The organism is Paraburkholderia sp. BR14374 (assembly GCF_040948685.1).
GTDB classification, from domain to species: domain Bacteria; phylum Pseudomonadota; class Gammaproteobacteria; order Burkholderiales; family Burkholderiaceae; genus Paraburkholderia; species Paraburkholderia youngii.
Genome location: NZ_JBFPKF010000018.1, coordinates 108,523 through 132,586, shown reverse-complemented (window position 1 = coordinate 132,586; position 24,064 = coordinate 108,523). Strand labels below are relative to the sequence as shown.

The following is a 24,064-nucleotide window of genomic DNA, read 5'->3' as shown; positions in this document are numbered from 1 at the left end:
GTCGCTCATAGACGCCGTACGCTGAGCGTTGAGCAATGCTTCGGCGCGCGGTGTCGAGCGCGAAGCGGGAGATTTCACAGCAAAAGAGGAACGAGATGAGCGAGACATATTCCGACGCAACCGCGCAGCACGACGCCGCACGCAGCGCGGCGAGCGCACGTGCGCTGAGCCATTTCATCAACGGCAAGACCATCGAAGGCACGAGCGGGCGCTTCGGCGACGTGTTCAATCCGGCGCTCGGCAGCGTCAGCGCGCGCGTGCCGCTCGCGAGCGTCGCTGAGGTGGACGCTGCTGTTGCCGCGGCCAAAGCCGCGTTTCCCGCGTGGAGCGAAACCGCGCCGATCAAGCGCGCGCGGGTGCTGTTCAAGTTCAAGGAACTGCTTGACCGCCATCACGACGAACTCGCGGAGCTGATCACGCGCGAGCACGGCAAGGTGTTTTCCGACGCCAAGGGCGAAGTGATGCGCGGCATCGAAATCGTCGAATTCGCGTGCGGTATCCCGAACCTGCTGAAGACCGATTTCACCGATCAGATCGGCGGCGGCATTGACAACTGGAATCTGCGCCAGCCGCTCGGCGTGGTCGCCGGCATCACGCCGTTTAATTTCCCGATGATGGTGCCGTGCTGGATGTTCCCGGTCGCGCTCGCGTGCGGCAACACCTTCGTGTTGAAGCCGTCCGAACGCGATCCGTCCGCATCGATCCGGCTCGCCGAACTGCTGAAGGAAGCGGGCCTGCCAGACGGCGTGTTCAACGTCGTGCACGGCGACAAGGTCGCAGTGGATGCACTGCTCGTGCATCCCGAAGTGAGCGCGCTGTCGTTCGTCGGCTCGACGCCGATCGCCGAATACATCTACACGGAAGGCACGAAGCACGGCAAGCGGGTGCAGGCGTTGGGTGGGGCGAAGAATCATCTCGTCGTGATGCCCGATGCCGATCTCGACCAGGCCGTCGACGCCCTGATCGGCGCCGCCTACGGTTCGGCCGGTGAGCGCTGCATGGCGATTTCGGTGGCGGTCGCGGTGGGGCATATCGCCGATGAACTGATCGAGCGTCTGACGCCGCGCGTGAAGAGCCTGAAGATCCTCAACGGCATGGAAGCGGCGGCCGAGATGGGGCCGCTCGTCACCGGCGCGCATCGGGACAAGGTGGTCGGCTATATCGACGCTGGCGTCGCCGCGGGCGCGAAGCTCGTCGTCGATGGACGCGCTCATCAGGTCGTGGGGCACGAGAAGGGCTTTTTCCTCGGCGGGACGCTGTTCGACGAAGTGTCGCCCGACATGAAGATCTACCGCGAAGAAATCTTCGGACCGGTGCTGTGCGTCGTGCGCGTGCCCGACTTTGCCTCGGCGGTCGAGCTGATCAATGCGAATCAGTTTGCGAACGGCGTGTCGCTATTTACGTCCGACGGCGGCATTGCGCGCGCCTTTTCCCGGCAGATCGAGATCGGCATGGTCGGCATCAACGTGCCGATTCCGGTGCCGATGGCCTGGCATTCGTTCGGCGGCTGGAAGAAGTCGCTGTTCGGCGATCATCACGCGTACGGCGAGGAAGGCGTGCGGTTCTATACGCGCTACAAGAGCATCATGCAGCGCTGGCCCGACAGCATTGCGAAGGGCGCAGAGTTCACGATGCCGGTCGCCAAATAAGCTGGCGGCTTTGCGCCGCATCAAGTCGGCGAACGCGCGAGCAAAAGAGTAAAAGCGAATAAAAGCGCGTCGCGGCGCAGGCGTGGAAGCGATCGAGCTTCCACGCCTGCGCTGCAAAAAATGCTTAGGAGACTGAACGATGGGTCATACCGACAGTACGCCTCGCGCCGTACGGCGGCTCGAAGGCGAGTTCGACTACATCATTGTCGGCGCGGGCACTGCGGGCTGCGTGCTGGCGAACCGGCTCACCGAAGATCCCGAGATCCGCGTGCTGCTGCTAGAAGCTGGCGGGAAAGACGACTATCACTGGATTCATGTGCCGGTCGGCTATCTGTATTGCATCGGCAATCCGCGCACGGACTGGCTGTACAAGACTCAGGCAGAGCCGGGTCTGAACGGCCGCACGCTGTCGTATCCACGCGGGCGTGTGCTCGGCGGCAGTTCGTCGATCAACGGCATGATCTATATGCGCGGTCAGCGTGAAGACTACGACGAGTGGGCGCGTGTGACCAACGATAGCACGTGGTCATGGAACGCTGTGCTGCCGGTCTTCATGCGCAGCGAGGATCACCACGGCGGCGCCAACGAAGCGCACGGCGCGGGCGGACCCTGGCGCGTCGAGAAGCAGCGCCTCAAATGGAAGATTCTGGAAGAGTTCGCGCAAGCCGCGCAGCAAACCGGCATTCCCGCCACCGACGATTTCAATCGCGGCGACAACACCGGCGTCGGCTACTTCGACGTCAACCAGAAGCGCGGCATTCGCTGGAATGCGTCGAAGGCGTTTTTGCGGCCCGCGTTGAAGCGGGAGAACCTCACAGTTATTACTGGTGCCCACACGCAGCGTGTCATATTCGACGGCCGCCGCTGCACCGGAGTCGAATATCGTGGCGCCGAGGTCGACTATGTCGCCAAAGCGCGTTGTGAAGTGATCCTTTCCGCCGGCGCGGTCAACTCGCCGCAACTGCTCGAATTGTCCGGCGTCGGCAATGGTGCGCGTCTGCAGAATCTCGGCATCGAGATCGTTCAGGATCTGCGCGGCGTCGGCGAGAATCTGCAGGACCATCTGCAACTGCGCATGGCGTTTCAGGTGCAGGGCGTGCGCACGTTGAATACGATGTCCGCGCACTGGTGGGGCAAGCTGATGATCGGCATGCAGTACGCGTTGTTTCAGAGCGGACCGATGTCGATGTCGCCGTCGCAACTCGGCGCGTTCGCGAAGTCCGATGCCGACGATCGCTCGCTGACCCGACCCGATCTCGAGTATCACGTGCAGCCTTTGTCGCTCGACCGCTTCGGCGAACCGCTGCATCGCTTCAATGCGTTCACGGCGTCGGTGTGTCAGCTGCGCCCCACGTCGCGCGGCAGCATTCATATTGCGTCGGCCGATGCGTCCGCACCACCATTGATCGCTCCAAATTATCTGTCGACCGGGTACGACCGCCACGTCGCAGCAAACGCGCTACGTCTGACGCGCCGCATCGTCGCGGCGCCCGCGCTCGCGCGCTATCAGCCGCGGGAGATTCTGCCGGGCCTGCGGTATCAAAGTGAAGAAGAATTGCAGCAGGCCGCGGGCGCGGTCGGCACGACGATCTTCCATCCCGTCGGCACCTGCCGCATGGGCACGACCGACGATCCCGCCGCGGTCGTCGACAACCGGCTACGGGTTATCGGAGTGGAAGGCTTGCGTGTCGTCGATGCATCGGTGATGCCCAACATCACCTCGGGCAACACCAATTCGCCGACGCTGATGATCGCCGAACGCGCGAGCGACATGATCCGCGAGGATCGTCGCGCGCGCGTGAGCGGCAGCATCGCAGCGCAAATGGGTGCGGCTGCGTCGATGTCATCTGTGTGACATGCAACGTGCGATGGAAATTGAGCGGATCGGTCATGATTTCCGCCGCGTTCGTGAAGCGGGCTAACCGCATGTCACGCACGCACGCCGCAGGCCTCGTCCACTAAGTGCAAATCCCAATGAATGCGCTGCATCATTGGGGCGACAATGGCAGCCATGCTGCGTGCCGCGCCACGATCACCGTCCGTATTGGTGCAGCACGCCAACGAGCGGCAAGGGGTGCCGCCAAAATAACAAGTCGCGCAGAACTTCGCGCGGAAAGATCGTAGTGCTTCGCCTTACTCCGTATGGAAGGGAACATGATTCTCGGCGATACGATTCTCGAAACGCGCGGCCTCACCCGCGAGTTCAAAGGCTTTGTCGCCGTGAACGGCGTGAACCTGCGCGTGCGCCGTGGCTCGATCCATGCGCTGATCGGGCCCAATGGGGCGGGCAAGACCACCTGCTTCAATCTGCTCACCAAATTCCTCGAACCCACCGCGGGCCAGATCGTTTTCAACGGTGTCGATATCACCGGCGAACGTCCGGCGCAGATCGCGCGGCGCGGCATCATCCGGTCGTTCCAGATTTCCGCGGTATTTCCGCATCTGACGGCATTGCAGAATGTGCGCATCGGATTGCAGCGCTCGCTCGGCACCGCGTTTCACTTCTGGAAGAGCGAGCGTACGCTGCGGCGTCTGAACGATCGCGCGATGGATCTGCTGACTCAGGTCGGCCTGACCGATTTCGCCGATGTGTTGACGGTGGAGCTCGCCTACGGCCGCAAGCGCGCGCTCGAAATCGCGACCACGCTCGCGATGGAGCCCGAACTGATGCTGCTCGACGAGCCGACGCAAGGCATGGGTCATGAGGACGTCGACCGCGTGACTGCGTTGATCAAGAAAGTATCGGCGGGCCGCACGATCCTGATGGTCGAACACAACATGAATGTGATCGCCGGTATCTCCGACACGATCACCGTGCTGCAACGGGGTGAAGTGCTCGCCGAGGGCAGCTACGCGGAAGTGTCGAAGAATCCGCTCGTGATGCAAGCCTACATGGGCAGCGCCGACGCGGCGCTCGCCGGAGCCCACGCATGAATACGACGGTCGAGCGCGAAGGCCTCGAAGCGAACGAAACGAAAAGCGGCGCACCCGCGCTGGACATCGCGGGACTGCAAGCCTGGTACGGGGAATCCCATATTCTGCACGGCGTCGATCTGTCGGTCGGCCGTGGCGAGGTCGTGACGCTGCTCGGGCGCAATGGCGCGGGCCGCACCACGACGCTGCGCGCGATCATGGGTCTCACGGGCCGCCGTACCGGTTCGATCCGGATCGATGGACGCGAAACGATTGGCCTGCCCACGCATCGCATCGCGCATTGCGGCATCGGCTATTGCCCCGAAGAGCGCGGTATTTTTTCGAGTCTGTCGTGCGAGGAAAATCTGCTGCTGCCGCCGCCCGTCGGCGACAAGGCGCACATGATGTCGCTCGAGGAAATCTATGCGATGTTCCCGAATCTGCACGAGCGGCGCATGAGCCAGGGCACGCGGCTCTCGGGCGGCGAACAGCAGATGCTCGCGGTCGCGCGGATTCTGCGCACCGGCGCGAATCTGCTGCTGCTCGACGAAATCTCGGAGGGGCTCGCGCCCGTGATCGTGCAGGCGCTTGCACGGATGATCATCACGTTGAAGGCGCGCGGCTACACGATCGTGATGGTCGAGCAGAACTTCCGCTTCGCGGCGCCGCTCGCGGATCGTTTCTATGTGATGGAGCACGGCATGATCGTCGAGCATTTCGGGGCTAGCGAGCTCGAAGGCAAGATGCCGGTGCTGCACGATTTGCTGGGCGTATAGACACGGACACGCACGCGCCCGACTGCCTCTGATAACCACAAGCGAAGAACCAGGAGACATGCATGAAAAAGAACCCACTCGCGCGAATTGCCTCACTCTGCTTCGCGGTCGCCGCCGGCGCCGCACTGACGCTGGGCAGCGCGCAAGCGGCCGACGATGCCGTGAAGATCGGCTTTATCACGGATCTGTCGGGACTGTACGCGGATATCGACGGGCAGGGCGGTCTTGAAGCGATCCGGATGGCGGTCGCCGACTTCGGCGGCAAGGTCAACGGCAAGCCGATCACGGTGCTGTACGCGGATCACCAGAACAAGGCGGACATCGCGGCGTCGCGCGCTCGCGAATGGTTCGACCGCGATGGCGTCGACGTGGTGATCGGCGGCACCAACTCGGCGACCGCTCTGTCGACGAACACCGTCGCGGGCGAGAAGCACAAGGTCTACATCAACGTCGGCGCGGGCGCCGATACGCTGACCAACGAGCAATGCACGCCGTACACGATCCACTACGCATACGACACCACCGCGCTCGCAAACGGCACGGGCTCGGCGGTTACGAAGCAGGGTGGCAAGACGTGGTACTTCCTGACCGCCGACTACGCGTTCGGGAAGGCGCTCGAAAAAGCGACCTCGGACGTCGTGAAGGCGAATGGCGGTCAGGTGCTCGGCTCGGTGCGTCATCCGCTGTCGGCGTCGGACTTCTCGTCGTTCCTGTTGCAGGCGCAGGCGTCGAAGGCGCAGATCCTCGGCCTCGCGAATGCGGGCGGGGACACGATCAACTCGATCAAGGCCGCGAAGGAATTCGGCATCACCAAGACGACGAAGCTCGCTGCGCTGCTGATGTTCATCAACGACGTGCACAGCCTCGGTCTCGACACGACGCAGGGTCTCGTGTTGACCGACAGCTGGTACTGGAACAAGGACGCCGACACGCGCAAATGGTCGCAGCGCTACTTCGACAAGATGAAGAAGATGCCGTCGAGCCTGCAGGCTGCCGACTACTCGGCGGCGATGAACTATCTGAAGGCGGTCCAGGCGGTGGGCTCGACCGATCCGGACAAGGTGATGGCGCAACTGCGCAAGACGAAGATCGACGACTTCTACGCGAAGGGCTACATCCGTCAGGACGGCAGCATGATCCACGACATGTACCTGATGCAGGTGAAGACGCCGGCCGAATCGAAGGAGCCGTGGGACTACTACAAGATCATGGCGACGATTCCGGGCGATCAGGCCTTCACGACCAAGGCGCAGACTCGCTGCGCGATGTGGAAGTAAGCACGGGGGGGAGGGCAGGATGCGGTCGGGGACCGCGCCGACCTGAGAGAACCGCCGGCGCAGCAGGGGTACGCGCTGGCGGGTAACCGTTTCAGATGCCGCACGTGATGGGCAGCGTCGCGGCTCGTCGCGTGCCGGCCGGATCGTGCGTTACCTATCTCACCTTGACGATGGCTTGAAGGGCTAAGGGCTTCAATGGACATCTTTGGCGTTCCGCTGCCGGCGATGCTGAGCCAGCTTCTGCTCGGGCTCGTGAACGGCTCGTTCTACGCGATTCTGAGCCTCGGGCTGGCTGTGATTTTCGGCCTGCTCAACGTGATCAACTTCGCGCATGGCGCACTGTTCATGCTCGGCGCGATGCTCGCGTGGATGGGGCTGTCGTATTTCAATCTGCCGTACTGGGTGATGCTCGTGCTCGCGCCGCTGATCGTCGGACTCGTCGGCGTCGCGATCGAGCGCTCGATGCTGCGCTGGCTTTACAAGCTCGATCATCTGTATGGCCTGTTGCTGACGTTCGGCATCACGCTCGTGATCGAAGGCGTGTTCCATTCGATCTACGGCTCGTCGGGCCAGCCGTACGACGTGCCGTCGGCGCTGTCGGGTGCGACCAATCTCGGCTTCATGTATCTGCCGAACTATCGCGCGTGGGTGGTCGTCGCGTCGTTGATCGTGTGCTTCGTGACATGGTTCGTAATCGAGAAGACACGGCTTGGCGCGTATCTGCGAGCGGGCACCGAAAACCCGAAGCTCGTCGAGGCATTCGGCGTCAACGTGCCGCTGATGATCACGCTGACCTACGGCTTCGGCGTCGCGCTCGCGGCGTTTGCCGGCGTGCTCGCCGCGCCGGTGATTCAGGTCTCGCCGCTGATGGGCCAGCCGATGATCATCACGGTGTTCGCGGTGGTCGTGATCGGCGGCATGGGTTCGATCATGGGCTCGATTCTGACCGGCCTGATGCTCGGCGTAGTCGAAGGACTGACGCGTGTGTACTACCCCGAGGCGTCGGCGACCGTCGTCTTCGTGATCATGGCGCTCGTGCTGCTCGTGCGTCCGGCGGGTCTTTTCGGCAGGGAAAAATGATGCAGAGAAAAGTGCTCTACGGTCTGCTGCTGATCGTGCTGCTCGCGGTGCCGGTGCTCGGCATCTATCCGCTCTTCGTGATGAAGGTGCTGTGCTTCGCGCTGTTCGCGGCCGCCTTCAATCTGCTGATCGGCTACACGGGCTTGCTGTCCTTCGGCCATGCGATGTTTCTCGCGTCGGCCGGTTATGTGACGGGCTATGCGATGCAGACGCTCGGCTTTTCGCCTGAGGTGGGCGTGCTGAGCGGCACCGCGGCGGCCACGCTGCTTGGCCTCGTCGTTGGCTTCTTCGCGATTCGCCGTCAAGGCATCTACTTCGCGATGGTGACGCTCGCGCTCGCGCAGATGGTCTACTTCGTGTTCCTGCAAGCGCCATTCACGCACGGCGAAGACGGTCTGCAAGGCGTGCCGCGCGGAAAGCTGTTCGGCCTGTTGAGTCTTTCGTCCGATGTCGCGCTGTATTTCGTCGTGCTCGCGGTGATCGTCCTGGCGTTCCTGCTGATCGTGCGGATCGTGCATTCGCCGTTCGGGCAGGTGCTCGTCGCGATCAAGGAAAACGAGCCGCGCGCGGTGTCGCTCGGCTACGACACCGACCGATTCAAGCTGCTTGCCTTCATTCTGTCGGCCGGCATCGCGGGTCTCGCGGGTTCGCTGAAGGTGCTCGTGCAAGGCTTCGAAACGCTCAGCGATGCCTATTGGACGATGTCCGGCCTCGTGATCCTGATGACGCTGGTGGGCGGCATGGGCACGCTGTTCGGGCCGCTGCTCGGCGCCGCACTGATCGTGTCGCTCGAAGACCGGCTCGGCGATATCGGCTCGGCGCTCGCGTCGATGACCGGCATTGAGTGGTTTCGCTCGCTCGGCGAATCGGTGACGATCGTCACGGGGCTGATTTTCATCGCGTGTGTGCTGGCGTTCCGGCGCGGCATCGTCGGTGAGATCGTTGCGCGGGTGCGACCGTTGCGGGCTTGAGATTGGCTGCCTGATCCCGCTCGGGAGGGCGCGTGCTTGATGCAGTGCGATACGTGATTGCTTCGACGTCCGATCTAATTGGGGCTTGTGCTGAAGGTCGGCTGGATCAGGGGTGTGGGCGAACCTGTGGCGAACCTTGTGATGAAATGGGCATAACACGCCCCAATCCGGTGCCGCAGTGCACCACTAGGGTAATTGCTAGTTGTGACTGCTGGGGTCGTCGTTTAATCTTCATCCAGTTCTGATGCACCACGAATTTGCAGGTGGAGAACGAGGAGACAATTGAGGCACTAAGTGCCCAGAAGAAAGCGCTGTTGGATTGATATCCAACAGCGCTTTTTCATTTGTGTTTTTCGAATTACTTGATGCCATCTCCCGCTTATTTCGCGCGCCATTTTTTATTCCTCGGCAGCCGCTGCAGTTAAACATCACAAGCCTTCGAAATGCTTGCAGCACGGCACTTGCGTCCGCTAAACTCGCTATTCACCGACCACTGGGTTGGCAATTAAATCCGTGGATTTAATTGCAATTGAATAACGGATTTAATAGAGGAGCAGGATGAAGTCGGCATTGCGTTGGATCAGCGCGGCATTGGTCGCCACCGGGGTTTCGGCTGCATGGAGCGGCCATGCATTCGCGGACGTGAAAATCGGCGTCACCGTGTCGGCAACAGGGCCGGCCGCATCGCTCGGTATTCCGGAAAAAAACACCATTGCGCTGCTGCCGAAAGAAGTAGCGGGCCAGAAGATCGACTACATCGTCCTCGACGACGCAACCGATTCCACCCAGGCGGTCAAGAACGCCCGCAAGCTCACGAGCGAAGACCACGTCGATGCATTGATCGGCTCGACCGTCGTGCCAAATTCGCTCGCCATGATCGACATTGCCGCCGAAACCTCCACGCCGATGATCTCGCTGGCCGCGGCCGCGGGCATCGTCGAACCGATGGACGCGAAACGCGCATGGGTCTTCAAGACGCCGCAAAACGACATTCTGATGGCCACGGCGATTGCGCAGCACATGGCCAATCACGGCGTGAAAACGGTCGCGTTCATCGGCTTTTCCGACGCGTACGGCGAGAGCTGGTTCAAGGAATTCAGCAAAGCCGCTGACCTCGCGAAGATCAGGATCGTCGGGAACGAGCGCTTCGCGCGCAACGACGCGTCGGTCACGGGCCAGGTGCTGAAGATGATGTCGCAGAATCCGGACGCGGTGCTGATCGCCGGCGCGGGTACGCCGGCCGCATTGCCGCAGAAAACGCTGAAGGAGCGCGGCTACAAGGGCAGGTACTATCAGACGCACGGCGTCGCGAACAACGACTTCCTGCGCGTGTGCGGCAAGGATTGCGAAGGCACGTGGCTGCCCGCCGGCCCGCTGCTGGTCGCCGAGCAATTGCCCGAGGCGAATCCGGTTAAGAAAAGCGCGCTCGCGTACAAGCATGCGTATGAAACGGCGTACGGCGCGGGTTCGGTGTCGACGTTCGGTGGTCATGCGTGGGACGCGGGTCTGCTGCTGCAGCGTGCGATCCCGCTCGCGTTGAAGAAGGGACAACCGGGCACGCCGGCATTCCGCGACGCGCTGCGTGCCGCAGTCGAAGGCACGAAAGATGTACCCGCGTCACACGGCATCTTCAACATGAGCGCGAACGACCACGCCGGACTCGACCAGCGGGCGCGCGTGATGGTGCAGATCGTCGACGGCAAGTGGAAGCTGGCCGGCGACTGAGCGAAGGCTCTGCGCCACGGGACCTCATCGAAAAAGACGCGTGCAGTTGACGCGTCTTTTTTTGTTACCCGGGCGAGGTGTCTGCAGCGCTTAAAAGTGTGGTTTCGGTGCTTCAGGACAAACCCGCATTTAGCGCACGCTCTCTTGACCGTCGATAATGCAGAACGCAAGCTACTAACATATTAGTGGTTTATGAAAGTCTGGTTGGAATGGAGCCGCGGCAAGGAAACGCGGCGTATGACGCGAATGCGCACTCGCGCGACGCGAGAGGAGCGGTACCCGACAAAGCGGGGAAGGTATGCGCGCCGAGCAGGGAAAACCATGCTTGGCACACCTGAACTCGCTCACTAGATTCAGACACCCGGCCCAGCAAGCCGGCTTATAGATAGGCGCTTTTGAAGGCGTTTGGAGACTCGCAATGAAAAAGACAAGGCATTGGGTACGCACCGGCATCGCGATGGCGCTGATGTGCGGCGCGGGGGCGGCATTCGCGCAGGTGAAGATCGGCGTCACGTTGTCGACGACGGGGCCGGCCGCGTCGCTCGGAATTCCTGAGAAGAACACGATCGCGTTGTTGCCGAAGGAGATCGGCGGCAAGAGCGTGCAATACATCATCCTCGACGACGGGTCGGACACCAGCAAGGCGGTGCAGAACACGCGCAAGCTGATCGACGAAGACCACGTCGACGCGATCATCGGCTCGACCGTCACGCCGAATTCGCTCGCGATGCTCGATCCGGCCGCTGAGGGCAAGACGCCGGTGATCTCGCTCGCGGCGTCGGCAGCGATCATTCAGCCGATGGATGCGAAGCGCGCATGGGCGTTCAAGCCGCCTCAGAACGACAGCCTGATGGCCGACGCAATCGCCGATTACATGCAGCACCACGGCGTGAAGACGGTCGGCTTCATCGGTTTCTCGGACGCCTATGGCGACAGCTGGAACTCGACGTTCGAGGCCGTCGCGAAAGCGCACAACCTGAAGATCGTGTCGAACGAGCGCTTTAACCGCACTGACGCTTCGGTGACGGGCCAGGTGCTGAAGACGATGGGCGCGAATCCCGACGCGGTGCTGATCGCGGGCTCGGGTACGCCGTCGGCGCTGCCGGCCAAGACGCTGAAGGAGCGTGGCTACAAGGGCAAGATCTATCAGACGCACGGTGTCGCGAACAACGACTTCCTGCGTGTATGCGGCAAGGATTGCGAAGGCGAACTGCTGCCGGCCGGTCCGATTCTCGTCGTCGATCAATTGCCGGATTCGAACCCGGTGAAGAAGTCGTCGGAAGCCTATAAGAACGCCTATGAGAAGGCCTATGGCGTGGGTTCGGTCGCGACCTTCGGCGGTCACGCATGGGATGCCGGCCAGATGTTGCAGGCTGCGATTCCCGTCGCGCTGAAGACCGCACAGCCGGGTACGCCCGAGTTCCGCGTGGCGCTGCGCAACGCGCTCGAAAACATCAAAGAGTTGGCGGTGTCGCACGGCATCATGAACACCACCGCGAACGACCACAACGGCCTCGACCAGCGCGCGCGGGTGATCGTGCAGATCGTCGACGGCAAGTGGAAGCTGCAGAACGACTAAGACGATTTACAAAAACAACTAGCGGTACGCGCCTCTCGCGCAATCTGCGGTGCATGACGCCGCATTGCCATTGTGGTCGACGACAATGGCATCGACCGCCGCGCCGTGACCCGGCGCGGCGGTTGTCTTTTCAGACATTGCAGATGGATGGCCGGCTACGCGCCGCGCCGTCACGACTGTTTCCCGGTTTTTCGATTTCGACGCTTCAGGACGAGGAAGTATGGATCTATCAATTGCGGCGATCCTCGCGCAAGACGGCATCACGACCGGCGCGATCTACGCGCTGCTTGCGCTTGCGCTGGTGCTGGTGTTCTCCGTCACGCGGGTGATCTTCATCCCGCAAGGAGAGTTCGTTTCGTACGGCGCGTTGACGCTCGCCGCACTGCAAACGCAGAAGTTTCCTGCCACCTGCTGGCTGTTGATGGCGATGGGCGCAGCATGCTTCGTCGTCGAGACGGTGGCCGTATTGCGGCATGCTGAGCGGCGTCGTCATGCGGCGCGCACGCTCCCTGTGCTGGCAGGGAAGTACCTGCTGTTTCCGATCGCGGTCTACGCGCTCACGCGCGGCATCTTCCTGCAGCCACTGCCGATGATCGTGCAGATCGCGCTGACGCTGCTGATCGTGATCCCGATGGGTCCGTTCGTTTATCGCCTTGCCTATGAGCCGATCGCGGAGGCGGCCACGCTGCTGCTGTTGATCGTCGCGGTGGCCGTGCATTTCGCGATGGTCGGTCTCGGCCTCGTGATGTTCGGCGCCGAAGGCTCGCGCACCAACGCGTTTTCCGACGCGACGTTCAACGTGGGCACGTTGTCGATCTCCGGGCAGAGCCTGTGGGTGATCGGCACCGCGGTCGTGCTGATCGGTGCGCTGTATCTGTATTTCGATCGCTCGATCTCGGGCAAGGCGTTGCGCGCGACGTCGGTGAACCGGCTCGGCGCACGGCTCGTCGGTATCGGCACGACGCAGGCGGGACGCCTCGCGTTCACGCTGGCGGCTGGACTCGGCGCACTGTGCGGGATCCTCGTCGCGCCGCTCACGACGATCTACTACGACTCGGGCTTCCTGATCGGTTTGAAGGGCTTCGTGGGCGCGATCATCGGCGGTCTGGTCAGCTATCCGCTCGCGGCGGCCGGCTCGATTCTCGTCGGTCTGCTGGAGTCGTATTCGTCGTTTTGGGCCAGTGCTTATAAGGAAGTGATCGTGTTCACGCTGATCATCCCGGTGCTGCTGTGGCGCAGTCTTGCGAGCCCGCATGCCGAAGAGGAAGGGGAGTGACACGATGAAACGGATCATGCAAAAGAAGTTCTTCTGGTTGTTCCTCGTGGTGCTGTTCGCTTTGCCGGTTCTGCCGCAACCGATTCATGTGCCGGAGTACTGGGTCACGCTGCTGAACTACATCGGTCTCTATTCGATCGTTGCGATCGGCCTCGTGCTGCTGACCGGTATCGGCGGCATGACGAGCTTCGGGCAGGCCGCGTTCGTGGGCATCGGCGCTTATGCAACCGCGTATCTGACGACGAACTTCGGTGTGTCGCCGTGGCTTGCACTGATCGCGGGCGTGATCGTGACTGCGCTGGTCGCGCTGATGCTCGGTCTCGTGACGATGCGCCTGTCCGGCCACTTCCTGCCGCTCGGCACGATTGCGTGGGGGCTTGCGCTGTTCTACCTGTTCGGCAACCTGGAGATGCTCGGCAAGTACGACGGCATCAACGGCATCCCGGTGCTGAATGTTTTTGGGATCAACCTCGAGTCCGGCCGCCATATCTATTACCTGATCTGGTTGGTCGTGCTCGGTTCGGTCGTTTCTGTTCAGAATCTGCTTAATAGCCGTCCGGGTCGCGCAATTCGCGCGCTGCGCGGCGGTGGTCTGATGGCCGAGGCAATGGGTGTCAATACTGGCTGGATGCGCGTCGTGATCTTCGTCTATGCGGCGGTGCTTGCATCGGTATCGGGCTTTCTGTACGCGCACTTGCAGCGCGCGGTGAATCCGACGCCGTTCGGGCTGAATCACGGCATCGAGTTTCTGTTCATGGCGGTGGTGGGCGGTGTCTCGCACGTCTGGGGCGCGGTGCTTGGCGCGGCAATCCTCACGGTGCTGCAGGATTATCTACAAACGCTGCTGCCTAAACTGCTCGGCGAGAACGGCAACTTCGAAGTGATCGTGTTCGGCATCATCATGGTGCTGCTGCTGCAGTATGCGCGGCAGGGCGTGTGGCCGTTCGTCGCACGCTTTTTTCCGCGTGGCCCGCGGGCGCATCTCGCAGACCACGCGGTCCCTCTGCCGCAGCGCAACAAGCCGCAGGCCGGCGAAGACCTGCTGACGGTGAACAAGGCGCGCAAGCAGTTCGGCGGCCTCGTCGCGGTGAACGATGTCAGCTTCGAAGTCAAAGCGGGGCAGATCATCGGGCTAATCGGACCGAATGGCGCGGGTAAGTCGACCACGTTCAATCTGGTGACCGGCGTGCTGCAGGCGACGAGCGGCGAGATCACGTTCCGCGGCGAGCGCATCGATGCGCTGAGTTCACGTGAAATCGTCAAGCGTGGCATCGGCCGGACCTTCCAGCACGTAAAGCTGTTGCCGGGCATGACCGTGCTCGAGAACGTCGCGATCGGTGCGCATCTGCGAGGCCATGCAGGTGTGTGGCGCAGCGTCGTGCGGCTGAACAGCTCGGAAGAGGCGCGGCTGATGGCCGAAGCCGCTCGGCAGATTCGCCGCGTCGGCCTCGAACAGCATATGTATGACGAAGCGGGCAGCCTGGCGCTCGGTCAACAGCGCATTATCGAAATTGCGCGCGCGTTATGCTGCGATCCGACTCTGCTATTGCTCGACGAACCGGCAGCTGGTCTGCGCTATCAGGAAAAGCTGCAGCTCGCCGATCTGCTGCGCAAGCTAAAGGCGGAAGGGATGAGCGTGCTGCTTGTCGAGCACGACATGGATTTTGTGATGAATCTGACGGACCGGCTCGTGGTGATGGAGTTCGGCACGCGAATCGCAGAAGGTCTGCCGCAGGAAGTGCAGCAGGATCCGGCGGTGCTCGAAGCGTATCTCGGTGGGGTGGAATGATGGACAACATGACAACGACCGGCGTGGCGGCCGCGGGACCGATTGTCGAAGTGGACCATCTGTCGGTCCGTTACGGCAAGGTCGAGGCGCTGCACAATGCGGCGATCAGGGTGCGCGCGGGGCAGATCGTCTCCGTGATCGGTCCGAACGGCGCGGGGAAGTCGACGCTGCTGAATGCGATCATGGGCGCGTTGCCGCCGTCTGGTCATGCGAAAGGCGCGGTTTCCTATCAGGGAGAGGACGTCAGCGCGATGCCGGTGGAAAAGCGGGTCGCATTGGGTATGTGTCTGGTGCCGGAAAAGCGCGAGCTTTTCGCTTCGATGACCGTCGAGGACAATCTGCTGCTTGGAGCTTACCGACGCAAGCGGGCAGGGGAGCGCAACTTTCTCGATCAGCTGGAGCCGGTGTTCGAACTGTTCCCACGGCTGAAGGAGCGGCGCAAGCAGGCGGCGGGCACGCTTTCGGGCGGCGAACGGCAGATGCTCGCGGTCGGCCGCGCGCTGATGGGCAAGCCCGATCTGCTGATGCTGGACGAGCCGAGCCTCGGTCTTGCGCCGCTGATCGTGAAGGAAATCTTCCACATCATCAGTGCGTTGCGGCAGACGGGCGTCGCGACGCTACTGATCGAGCAGAATGCGCGGGCTGCATTGCAGATCTCCGACTACGGCTACGTGCTGGAAACCGGAGAGCTGGCGCTGGAAGGGCCGGCGACCGACCTCGCGCAAAATCCTCGGGTGATCGAAACCTATCTCGGCTTGGCTAAAAAAGTCGCATAAGCGCGCACTTTTTTCGGCGATCGCTGTCTTTGGAAGCGGTGTGTTTCACGTGAAACACACCGCTTTTTTATTGTTTCACCATTCAGACGAAATTCGGGCCGAAACTTAACCCGTTATAATTCGCCCATACATTTTCCTTTGAAGGCTCACGCGACGATCTGGCGTGAGATCCCGCGATGCTTTTTCCCACAGAATTTGACGTAATCGTCGTCGGCGGCGGTCATGCCGGCACCGAAGCCGCTTTGGCGTCGGCGCGCATGGGCAATAAAACGCTGCTTTTGACCCATAACATCGAGACCCTCGGTCAGATGAGCTGCAATCCGTCGATTGGCGGCATCGGCAAAGGCCATCTGGTCAAGGAAGTCGATGCGCTCGGCGGCGCCATGGCGGCTGCCACCGACGAAAGCGGCATCCAGTTCCGCATCCTGAATTCGTCGAAAGGGCCGGCGGTCCGCGCGACGCGCGCTCAGGCCGACCGCGTGCTGTACAAGGCGGCGATCCGCCATCGTCTGGAGAACCAGCCGAATCTGTGGCTGTTTCAGCAGGCCGTCGACGATCTAATGGTCGAGGGCGACCGCGTGGTCGGCGCCGTCACGCAAGTGGGTATTCGTTTCCGGTCGCGCGCGGTGGTGCTGACGGCTGGCACGTTCCTCGACGGCAAGATTCACGTGGGCTTGAACAACTACACCGGCGGCCGCGCCGGTGACCCCGCCGCAGTCTCGCTGTCGGCTCGGCTGAAAGAGCTGAAGCTGCCGCAGGGCCGCCTGAAGACGGGTACACCGCCGCGGATCGACGGTCGCACGATCGACTATTCGCAACTCGAAGAGCAGCCGGGCGACTTGGACCCGGTGCCGGTGTTCTCGTTCCTCGGGCGCGTCGAGCAGCACCCGCGCCAAGTGCCGTGCTGGGTCACGCATACGAATCAACGGACGCACGACATCATTCGTGGCGGTCTCGACCGTTCACCGATGTACACGGGCGTGATCGAGGGGGTGGGGCCACGCTATTGCCCGTCGATCGAGGACAAGATTCACCGGTTTGCGTCGAAGGAATCGCATCAGATCTATCTCGAGCCGGAAGGTCTGAGCACTAACGAGTTCTATCCGAACGGGATCTCGACGAGCCTGCCGTTCGACGTGCAGCTTGAGCTGGTGCGATCGATGCGCGGTCTGGAGCATGCCCATATCCTGCGGCCCGGCTATGCAATCGAGTACGACTATTTCGATCCGCGTGGGCTGAAGGCATCGCTGGAAACGAAGGTGATCAGTGGGCTGTTCTTCGCGGGGCAGATCAACGGTACGACTGGCTATGAAGAGGCGGCAGCGCAGGGCGTTCTGGCCGGCATCAACGCCGGTCTGTTCGTGCAAGGCAAGGAAGCATGGTGCCCGCGGCGCGACCAGGCTTATCTCGGCGTCCTCGTCGACGATCTGGTCACACGCGGGGTGTCCGAGCCGTACCGGATGTTCACGAGCCGTGCGGAGTACCGTCTGAGCTTGCGCGAGGACAATGCCGACATGCGGTTGACGGAGATCGGGCGCGAGCTCGGTGTAGTCGATGACGCCCGCTGGGACGCCTTCAGTCGCAAGCGTGACGCTGTTTCACGTGAAACACAGCGCTTGCGTTCAACGTGGGTCAATCCTAAGACTTTATCCGCGGAACAAGCCACCGCATTGCTCGGCAAGCCGATCGACCACGAGTACAGTCTCGCGGACCTGCTGCGTCGTCCGGGTGTCAGCTACGACGGCGTCTGCGCGCTGCGCGATGGTACGTGTGGCGCGCCTGAAGCACTAGCGGAAGACCCCGTGCTGCTCGCGCAGATTAAGGAGCAGATCGAAATCGGCGTCAAATATCAAGGCTATATCGACCGACAGGCCGGTGAGATCGAACGCAACGAGGCGCAAGAGAATACCCGTTTGCCCGAAGGGCTGGACTACACCGAGGTGCGTGGACTGTCGTTCGAAGCCCGCCAGAAGCTGATGCAGTACCGGCCGGAAACGATCGGCCAGGCGTCGCGTATTTCGGGCATCACGCCTGCCGCGATCTCGCTGCTGATGGTCCATCTGAAGCGTGGCCTCGGGCGTCGCCCGTCGAAACCTGCCGAGCCCGGCGCCGACAGCACGCCGGTGGTGCAATGACGGCAGCGCAAAGGGGAATCGACCAGCAGGCGTTGGCGTCATTGCTCGCGGCCGGTGTCCGTGAACTTGGCCTCGAACTCAGCGACGTGCAGCAGCGCAAGCTGCTCGATTACGTCGCGCTGCTCGCGAAGTGGAACAGCGTCTACAACCTGACGGCAATCCGCGATCCGCGGCAGATGCTGATTCAGCACATCCTCGATTCGCTGTCGATCGTGCCGCACCTGGCGCCGCGCGGACCGTCGTCAGTGCTCGACGTGGGTTCGGGCGGTGGCATGCCGGGCATCGTGCTCGCGATTGTGCTGCCCGATTGGACCGTCACGACGAACGACATCGTTCATAAGAAGACGGCATTTCAAGCGCAGGCAAAGGCCGAACTGGGCCTCGCGAACCTGTCGGTCGTGACCGGCCGGGTGGAGACGCTGCAGCCTGGCGCCGAAGTACCGGCAAAGTTCGACGTAATCGTCTCGCGCGCATTCGCAGAACTCGCGGATTTCGTTACACTGGCCCGTCATCTGGTTGCGGAGCAGGGCGCGATCTGGGCGATGAAGGGTGTGCGGCCGGATGCAGAAATCGCGCGTCTACCGGCGGGTGCCCACGTGGAACAGATCATCCGGCTGAACGTGCCGTCGCTCGACGCCGAACGGCACCTGATTGAGGTGCGAGTAGACAGCGAAAGCTAACGGCCGCGCGGCCTCTAGGCACCCCAACGATTTTCACTTCATCCAAGCAGGAAAAGGGACACACCAACGATGGCAAAAATCTTCTGCGTTGCGAACCAGAAGGGCGGTGTCGGCAAGACGACCACCGCAGTCAATCTGGCCGCGAGCCTGGCAGCGCAGGGACAGCGAGTCCTTCTCATCGATCTGGACCCGCAAGGCAACGCCACGATGGGCAGCGGTATCGACAAAGCCGAATGTGCGAACACGGTTTACGAGGTGCTCGTGGACAGCGTGTCGGTGGCCGATGCGCGCGTGCGGCCCGAGGCGATCGGATACGACGTGCTGCCCGCGAACCGTGAGCTCGCGGGCGCCGAGGTCGAGCTCGTCAGCATGCAGAATCGCGAGCGTCAACTTAGGACGGCGCTCGCTGCGATCGAGGGCGAGTACGATTTCGTGCTGATCGATTGCCCGCCGGCTCTGTCGCTGCTGACGCTCAACGGACTATGCGCCGCGCACGGCGTCGTCATTCCGATGCAGTGCGAATACTTCGCGCTCGAAGGGCTGTCCGACCTCGTCAATACGATCAAGCAGGTGCACGCGAACCTGAATCGCGACCTCAAGGTGATCGGTCTGCTGCGCGTGATGTTCGATCCGCGCATCACGTTGCAACAGCAAGTCTCGGATCAATTGAAAGAGCACTTCGGCGACAAGGTGTTCGACGCGGTGATTCCACGCAATGTGCGATTGGCCGAGGCACCCAGCTACGGGCTGCCCGGTGTGGTGTTCGACAGGGCGTCGCGAGGCGCGCAGGCGTACGTGCAGTTCGGCGTCGAAATGATTGAGCGGGTGCGCGCGCTGAATGACGCGCCCCAGGCATCCTAAGCGGATCGAGGAAGCACGATGAACGCAGTAGCAAGAAAGAAGGGACTGGGCCGCGGTCTGGAGGCATTGCTCGGCGGCACCGCGGATATCACCGAAGCAGCGGTGATCGACGGTGCGCCGAACGTACTGCCGCTCGGCAAGATGCAGGCTGGCAAATACCAGCCGCGTACGCGCATGGACGAAGGTGCGCTGCAGGAACTCGCGGCAAGCATCCGCGCGCAAGGGCTGATGCAGCCGATTCTCGTGCGTCCGATCGCGGCGGATCGCTACGAGATCATCGCGGGTGAGCGGCGTTTTCGCGCAGCGCGACTCGCGGGCCTCGATGAGGTGCCGGTGCTCGTGAAGGACGTGCCCGATCAGGCCGCCGCGGCGATGGCGCTGATTGAGAACATCCAGCGCGAGGATCTGAATCCGCTCGAAGAGGCTCAGGGCATCCAGCGCCTGCTGGACGAATTCAATTTCACGCATGAGCAGGCGGCAGAGTCGGTGGGCCGTTCGCGCAGCGCGGTGTCGAACCTCCTGCGGCTGCTGAATCTCGCGACACCGGTACAGACGATGTTGCTCGCCGGCGATCTCGACATGGGTCACGCTCGCGCGCTGCTCGCGGTCGATGCCGCGACGCAGATCACGCTGGCCAATCAGGTCGTCAACAAGCGCCTGTCTGTGCGCGAGACCGAAAAGCTGGTCGCGATGACCACGAAAGTGACGCCGGCGGTCAAGGCGCGCGCGAACCCGGATGGCGGCCGCGACACGCGACGGCTAGAAGAGGAACTGTCGGACCTGTTGTCGGCGACGGTGAAAATCAAGCTCGGTCGACGCGGTCGCGGCCAGGTGCTGGTGGACTTTGGCGATCTCGACGCGTTGGAAGGCATTCTTGTCCGCTTGCGCGGGAACGCGAACGTCTGAGCGCAGAATGGCGCTTAGCAGCGAAGGGTGGTGAGCGGCTGGCGGCGTGTGCGTGAGCATTGCCGCGAGTTGGTTTACCTCAGTGCGAGCAATTATCGTGGATTCCAAACAAACGATGCAAAGATAATCAGGAATCCTAGTTTCAAGCCTTCGACATCGACGCGGTAATCATCCTTACGAGCCGCTATCGCAAAGCGGCTCGATCATCATGAAAATCGCGGCGATTATGGCTCGGTTCAATTGAAGAGCTGTCCCGTTTAGCCCTTAAAAAAGCGGCGTTTGTTGCATTTTCGAGACGTCCGTCGCAGCGTCGAAACGGCCTGCCAAAGAGCTACGATCCACGCGACTACCCCCACGGATTTTGCCGCCCCCCGTCCACCTTACATTTGACGTGATTCGCGTCGTTAGCATATGTTTTACCGCACCGTGAAGGTACGTTGCACCCCATTATAGGTTCGCCTAAAGTCTTGAATTGCCTGCAACTATCGCTTACAATCGCCCGGATTTAATTGCACGGCAACCCCGTAAGCGCTGCGTAAACTCGCGGGCTGAACGAGACTTTCGGAACATTGGGATGGCGGTTAAAACGTCGAATCTGTCGCCGGAAAATGGTGACGACAGACACCGCGCTGAACGCTCCGCACCCGAGACGTCCGCCAGTCGGCAGTTCGATCCGGCCGAAGCGTGGGATGACGCGCAGGAAGATAACAATATCGTTCCGCTCACGCGGGCCGAGGCGGAAAAGCTGTTTGGTCCCGGCGTGGGTCGTCCATCGCGCGTGACGCCGTTCAGGGTCGTCGCAGCGCAAATGGTTTTGTCCCTGGTTGCAACGCTGTTGTGGTGGCTGTTCTACAAGCCGCCGGGCGCTGCTGCGCTGTCAGCGTTCCTGGGGGGGGCGATCTGCTGGGTGCCGGGTGCGTTGTTCGCGGCGCGACTGGAAAAGCTGGGCGGCGCCGAGACCGTGATGAGTTGGATGATCGGCGAAGCATTAAAAATGGGGACAACGATTGCGATGTTTGTCGCAATCGCCTTCTGGTATCACGACGTACGTTGGATTCCGCTGCTGGTGACCTACCTCATCGCGCTGAAGACTTACTGGATCGCCTTGGCGTGGCGCTAAGGTAGCAGCACAAAAAATAGCAGCAAAAAGAATTTATTGCCGGCGCGTAGCGCCGGCACGGGTGTGCGGACGAGACAGGGCCCGCACCCGGCGCGTTCCCGCAATACCGTCTTTGGGTGGAACGGCCTAGAACGATTTTCGACAATTTGGGTGGCTTTAACGATATGGCAGCTAGCGAAGGCACGCGCGCAATGGATCCGTCCGAGTACATCGCGCACCACTTGCAGAACTTTTCCACCGCACACCAGACGTCGATTTTCGACATCCATGTGTGGAATCTCGACACCCTTTTCTGGTCGATCGTGTGCGGTCTCGTCACGATCCTCGTGCTGCATCTGGCAGCCCGCAGGGCGACGTCCGGCGTGCCGGGCCGCTTCCAATGCGCGATCGAAATGCTGGTCGAAATGGTCGAGGATCAATCGAAGGCCATGATCCACGGCTCGCGCACCTTCATCGCGCCGCTCGCGCTGACGGTGTTTGTCTGGGTCGCGCTGATGAACTCGCTCGACTTTATCCCGGTCGACCTGCCGGGCCGCTTGATCGGCTGGCTGGGCCTCTCCGAAGTCATTCCGCACCACCGCCTCGTGCCGACCGCCGACCTGAACGGCACGATCGGCATCGCACTCGGCGTGTTCGTGCTGATGATTTACTACAACTTCAAGATCAAGGGCGCTGGCGGCTTCGTGCATGAACTGCTGTCCGCTCCGTTCGGCGCGCATCCGCTGCTGTGGATCCCGAACCTGGCACTGAACATCATCGAGTTCGTCGCGAAGACGGTGTCGCTCGGCATGCGGCTATTCGGCAACATGTACGCGGGCGAACTGTTGTTCCTGCTGATTGCCCTGCTCGGCAGCATCTGGAGCTTCGGCGCGGACACGACGGTGCTTGGCTTCATCGGCCACGTGGTCGCCGGCACAGTGTGGTCAATCTTCCACATCCTGATCGTTCTGCTGCAGGCGTTCATTTTCATGATGCTGACGCTGGTGTACATCGGCCAGGCACACGACGCGCACTAACCCGCGTTGTCGGCAAAGAATCGTAGTTTTTTAAATCCCAGTTCCAACCAGTTCTAAAAGACTTTTCACAAAGGAGTGATCATGCAAGCTTTCATCGCCAACATCCAGGGTCTGACCGCCATCGGTATCGGCATCATCATCGGCCTGGGTGCTATCGGCGCCTGTATCGGTATCGGTCTGATGGGCGGCAAGTACATCGAAGCATGTGCCCGTCAGCCGGAACTGATGAACCCGCTGCAAACCAAGATGTTCCTGCTGGCTGGTCTGATCGATGCGGCGTTCCTGATTGGCGTTGGTGTGGCAATGCTGTTTGCGTTCGCGAACCCGCTGCTCTCGAAGCTGGCAGGCTGAGGTTCCTCGGAGGTTTGCGCTTGAGCTATAACAAGTAAAGGCGCAGGGCGGAACGGGTACTGGGGCGCTGATCGAGCAGAATCGATGAGCGCCTTGCCGTTTCACTTTCCGAACAAGCAACGTTTAAGGAAACACCGTGAATCTCAACGCAACCCTGTTTGCGCAAATGGTCGTGTTCCTGATCCTCGCGTGGTTCACGATGAAATTCGTGTGGCCGCCGCTGATCAACGCCCTCGACGAGCGCGCGAAGAAGATCGCCGACGGTCTGTCCGCCGCGGAAAAGGGCAAGCAGGAACTCGAAGCCGCTCACAAGCGCGTCGACCAGGAACTGGCCCAGGCTCGCAACGACGGCCAGCAACGCATCGCCGACGCTGAAAAGCGCGCTGTCGCAGTCGCCGACGAAATCAAGGCTCAGGCGCAGGCGGAAGCCGCCCGCATCATCGCGCAGGCGAAGGCCGAAGCGGACCAGCAAGTCGTGAAAGCGCGCGAAGCGCTGCGTGGCGAAGTCGCTGCACTCGCTGTGAAGGGCGCTGAACAGATCCTGAAGCGCGAAGTCGACCAGGCAGCTCACGCTGACCTGCTGAATCAACTGAAAGCCGAGCTCTGATCATGGCCGAACTTGCAACCATCGCCCGTCCGTACGCGGAAGCGCTGTTTGGCGTGGCCGAAGCTGGTGACATCGCCGCCTGGTCCACGCTCGTGCAGGAGCTGGCACAGGTTGCGCGTTTGCCCGATGTGCTGTCGATCGCCTCGAGCCCGAAAGTGAGCCGCGCCCAGGTTAGCGATCTGCTGCTGGCTGCGGTCAAGTCGCCGCTCACGGACAACGCGCAAGCGAAGAATCTGGTGCAGATGCTGGTGGACAACCATCGCCTGCAGCTGCTGCCTGAAATCGCCTCGCAGTTCGAAGAGTTGAAGAACGCCCGCGAAGGCGCGGCAGATGTGCTGATCGTCAGCGCATTCCCGCTCGAAGGTGCGCAGTTGAACGAACTCGTCGCAAGCCTCGAACGCAAGTTCAAGCGCAAGCTGAAGCCGACGGTCGAAATCGATCAGTCGCTGATCGGCGGCGTACGCGTGACGGTCGGCGACGAAGTGCTCGATACCTCGGTCCGCGCGCGGCTCGCCAGGATGCAAACGGCCCTGACGGCCTGAAGCGCTTCGCGCTTTAGCGGCTGGCACGCAACAGA

Annotated in this window: 21 protein-coding genes; all 21 read left to right on the top strand. The window is 61.8% G+C overall.

All coding sequences use genetic code 11. From position 1 onward, the window contains the following. Positions 1–95 precede the first annotated feature (95 nt). The 21 genes from AB3X86_RS30405 (at position 96) to AB3X86_RS30305 (ending at position 24,029) form a co-directional block, all read left to right on the top strand. Entirely contained in the window at positions 96–1,649 is a 1,554-nt protein-coding gene (locus tag AB3X86_RS30405) for a CoA-acylating methylmalonate-semialdehyde dehydrogenase (protein WP_368598811.1), read from the top strand. 139 nt (positions 1,650–1,788) lie between these two features. Next, complete coding sequence (locus tag AB3X86_RS30400) at positions 1,789–3,504, top strand: GMC family oxidoreductase (RefSeq protein WP_368598810.1); 1,716 nt, start codon at positions 1,789–1,791, stop codon at positions 3,502–3,504. Positions 3,505–3,803: 299 nt separating this feature from the next. Then, a complete protein-coding gene (locus AB3X86_RS30395) occupies positions 3,804–4,583 on the top strand; it encodes an ABC transporter ATP-binding protein (protein ID WP_018418872.1) in 780 nt (259 codons plus the stop codon). Next, entirely contained in the window at positions 4,580–5,338 is a 759-nt protein-coding gene (locus tag AB3X86_RS30390; protein ID WP_176109915.1) for an ABC transporter ATP-binding protein, read from the top strand. Before AB3X86_RS30395 ends, AB3X86_RS30390 begins: the two co-directional genes overlap by 4 nt. 62 nt (positions 5,339–5,400) lie before the next feature. Beyond that, positions 5,401–6,615, top strand: a complete 1,215-nt coding sequence (locus tag AB3X86_RS30385) for an ABC transporter substrate-binding protein (protein ID WP_368598809.1) — start codon at positions 5,401–5,403, stop codon at positions 6,613–6,615. A gap of 195 nt (positions 6,616–6,810) precedes the next feature. Next, entirely contained in the window at positions 6,811–7,695 is an 885-nt protein-coding gene (locus tag AB3X86_RS30380) for a branched-chain amino acid ABC transporter permease (RefSeq protein WP_176109917.1), read from the top strand. Beyond that, positions 7,695–8,666: a branched-chain amino acid ABC transporter permease gene (locus AB3X86_RS30375; protein WP_176110669.1), complete on the top strand. Its 972-nt coding sequence runs from the start codon at positions 7,695–7,697 to the stop codon at positions 8,664–8,666. The genes AB3X86_RS30380 and AB3X86_RS30375 overlap by 1 nt, the downstream gene beginning before the upstream one ends. Before the next feature lie 558 nt (positions 8,667–9,224). Continuing rightward, positions 9,225–10,391, top strand: coding sequence for an ABC transporter substrate-binding protein (locus AB3X86_RS30370; RefSeq protein ID WP_368598808.1), 1,167 nt, complete (start codon positions 9,225–9,227; stop codon positions 10,389–10,391). Between the two features lie 418 nt (positions 10,392–10,809). Further along, on the top strand, positions 10,810–11,970 hold the full coding sequence (locus AB3X86_RS30365) for an ABC transporter substrate-binding protein (protein WP_368598807.1): 1,161 nt from the start codon (positions 10,810–10,812) through the stop codon (positions 11,968–11,970). 220 nt (positions 11,971–12,190) lie between these two features. Next, entirely contained in the window at positions 12,191–13,246 is a 1,056-nt protein-coding gene (locus AB3X86_RS30360; RefSeq protein ID WP_176380013.1) for a branched-chain amino acid ABC transporter permease, read from the top strand. A 4-nt stretch (positions 13,247–13,250) separates the two neighbouring features. Further along, complete coding sequence (locus AB3X86_RS30355; protein WP_368598806.1) at positions 13,251–15,035, top strand: ATP-binding cassette domain-containing protein; 1,785 nt, start codon at positions 13,251–13,253, stop codon at positions 15,033–15,035. Then, complete coding sequence (locus AB3X86_RS30350; protein ID WP_368598826.1) at positions 15,035–15,811, top strand: ABC transporter ATP-binding protein; 777 nt, start codon at positions 15,035–15,037, stop codon at positions 15,809–15,811. The genes AB3X86_RS30355 and AB3X86_RS30350 overlap by 1 nt, the downstream gene beginning before the upstream one ends. A 176-nt stretch (positions 15,812–15,987) precedes the next feature. Continuing rightward, the gene (gene mnmG, locus AB3X86_RS30345; protein WP_368598805.1) at positions 15,988–17,946 is read left to right on the top strand and encodes a tRNA uridine-5-carboxymethylaminomethyl(34) synthesis enzyme MnmG; all 1,959 of its coding nucleotides are present in this window, start codon (positions 15,988–15,990) and stop codon (positions 17,944–17,946) included. Beyond that, on the top strand, positions 17,943–18,626 hold the full coding sequence (rsmG, locus tag AB3X86_RS30340; RefSeq protein ID WP_368598804.1) for a 16S rRNA (guanine(527)-N(7))-methyltransferase RsmG: 684 nt from the start codon (positions 17,943–17,945) through the stop codon (positions 18,624–18,626). Before mnmG ends, rsmG begins: the two co-directional genes overlap by 4 nt. A 69-nt stretch (positions 18,627–18,695) precedes the next feature. Continuing rightward, a complete protein-coding gene (locus AB3X86_RS30335; RefSeq protein WP_368598803.1) occupies positions 18,696–19,487 on the top strand; it encodes a ParA family protein in 792 nt (263 codons plus the stop codon). An 18-nt stretch (positions 19,488–19,505) separates the two neighbouring features. Further along, positions 19,506–20,393: a ParB/RepB/Spo0J family partition protein gene (locus AB3X86_RS30330; protein ID WP_129956626.1), complete on the top strand. Its 888-nt coding sequence runs from the start codon at positions 19,506–19,508 to the stop codon at positions 20,391–20,393. Between the two features lie 574 nt (positions 20,394–20,967). Then, the gene (locus tag AB3X86_RS30325) at positions 20,968–21,513 is read left to right on the top strand and encodes an ATP synthase subunit I (RefSeq protein WP_368588256.1); all 546 of its coding nucleotides are present in this window, start codon (positions 20,968–20,970) and stop codon (positions 21,511–21,513) included. Positions 21,514–21,677: 164 nt separating this feature from the next. Beyond that, positions 21,678–22,529, top strand: a complete 852-nt coding sequence (gene atpB, locus AB3X86_RS30320; RefSeq protein WP_368598802.1) for a F0F1 ATP synthase subunit A — start codon at positions 21,678–21,680, stop codon at positions 22,527–22,529. An 81-nt stretch (positions 22,530–22,610) separates the two neighbouring features. Beyond that, entirely contained in the window at positions 22,611–22,880 is a 270-nt protein-coding gene (gene atpE / locus AB3X86_RS30315) for a F0F1 ATP synthase subunit C (protein ID WP_007180033.1), read from the top strand. Between the two features lie 136 nt (positions 22,881–23,016). Next, a complete protein-coding gene (locus tag AB3X86_RS30310; RefSeq protein WP_176125381.1) occupies positions 23,017–23,487 on the top strand; it encodes a F0F1 ATP synthase subunit B in 471 nt (156 codons plus the stop codon). Positions 23,488–23,489: 2 nt separating this feature from the next. Beyond that, the gene (locus AB3X86_RS30305; protein WP_368598801.1) at positions 23,490–24,029 is read left to right on the top strand and encodes a F0F1 ATP synthase subunit delta; all 540 of its coding nucleotides are present in this window, start codon (positions 23,490–23,492) and stop codon (positions 24,027–24,029) included. The last annotated feature ends 35 nt before the right edge of the window (positions 24,030–24,064 follow it).